This window comes from Streptomyces sp. NPDC002265 (assembly GCF_040296125.1).
Classification (GTDB): domain Bacteria; phylum Actinomycetota; class Actinomycetes; order Streptomycetales; family Streptomycetaceae; genus Streptomyces.
This window is the reverse complement of record NZ_JBEOWS010000723.1, coordinates 1-1,079: the sequence shown is the minus strand read 5'-3', so window position 1 is coordinate 1,079 and position 1,079 is coordinate 1. Positions and strand designations below refer to the sequence as shown.

Below are 1,079 nucleotides of genomic sequence, written 5' to 3'. Positions count from 1 at the left end.
CCGGGCCCCAGCCGGCCGGACCGGACGCGGCCCGAACGGGCCACGGGGGGGGCAGAACCTTCGGGGCGCCACAAAGCGGTGCGGGCGGCCTTGTGCCGGCCCGGGCACGGCACGACGCACAAACCGATGACGCCGTACCCGACACCCCAGGCCCACCCCCACGGGCACTGCTGTGCCGGCGCCCTCCCGGCACAGCACGATCACCGGCCCCGAAGCCGCACCCGGCCCGCACACTGCGCCACCGTGAACGGTGACGCCAGGATCACGGCGCCGGTGACCAGCCATGACGGCACCGCGTCAGGTGCCGCCGCCGGCCGGCGCCCCGGCCCCCGTCCCGCCCCCGTGCTTCCGCGGGCCAAGAGAGCGGACGCCGGCGCCGCACCCCTTTCCCGGACCGCACCCGGGATTCCAAGTCGGACCAATGGATGCAAAAGAGGGGCTTTTTGTCGCTACCCTCTTGTTCCACCCAGGCCGAGCGGGTTTCCTAGTGAAGTGTCGTTGGAAGGGTCCACGTGTTCGTCGTCCAAGGATCATCCACCACAGCTGTTGTACGCGGTACCACAGGCGAGCCTGTGATCCTGCTCTCCGGAGAACTGCCGGAAAGCCTGACGGCCGCAGCCCTGGATGATGTAATGAACATGGCTCTGGCGGTTCTCAGCGTAGACGAGATGAGACTATTCCGGACCTGTCTCACCGCCTTGTGCTGCGGCGAAAGGCTGGAGGAACGCCACATCGAGGTGAGCGGCGCAAGCCTGACAATCTTCAGAAGGTGAACCGGCACACCCCGCGCCGAGCAGAAAAATGATCCGCCCGCCGCAATGAGATGCCGAACCCTTATCCGTCCCCGGCCCGATGCGGCCGGACGAAAAGATGCGGACAGCCTGCACCAGGCTCATGACCAGGGGTCCCGGACAGCGCAGCCCGCATGATCGCCGCGGGCACGTGCACGTCGCGACGGCGCGCCCGGCCCGTGCCCAAACCTGTGCGCAGCACCGGTGACGGCCCGCCGACCGAAGCAAAGTCCGTCCCACCGGCCGCGCGTGTGCCGCCTGCCCCCTGGCATCCCCCCTGCGCCCGGC

1 protein-coding gene is annotated in these 1,079 nt (G+C 69.5%); it reads left to right on the top strand.

Translation table 11 applies throughout. The features are described from left to right. Positions 1–512 precede the first annotated feature (512 nt). Positions 513–773, top strand: a complete 261-nt coding sequence (locus ABT085_RS46550) for a hypothetical protein (RefSeq protein ID WP_351623320.1) — start codon at positions 513–515, stop codon at positions 771–773. Positions 774–1,079: the final 306 nt, after the last annotated feature.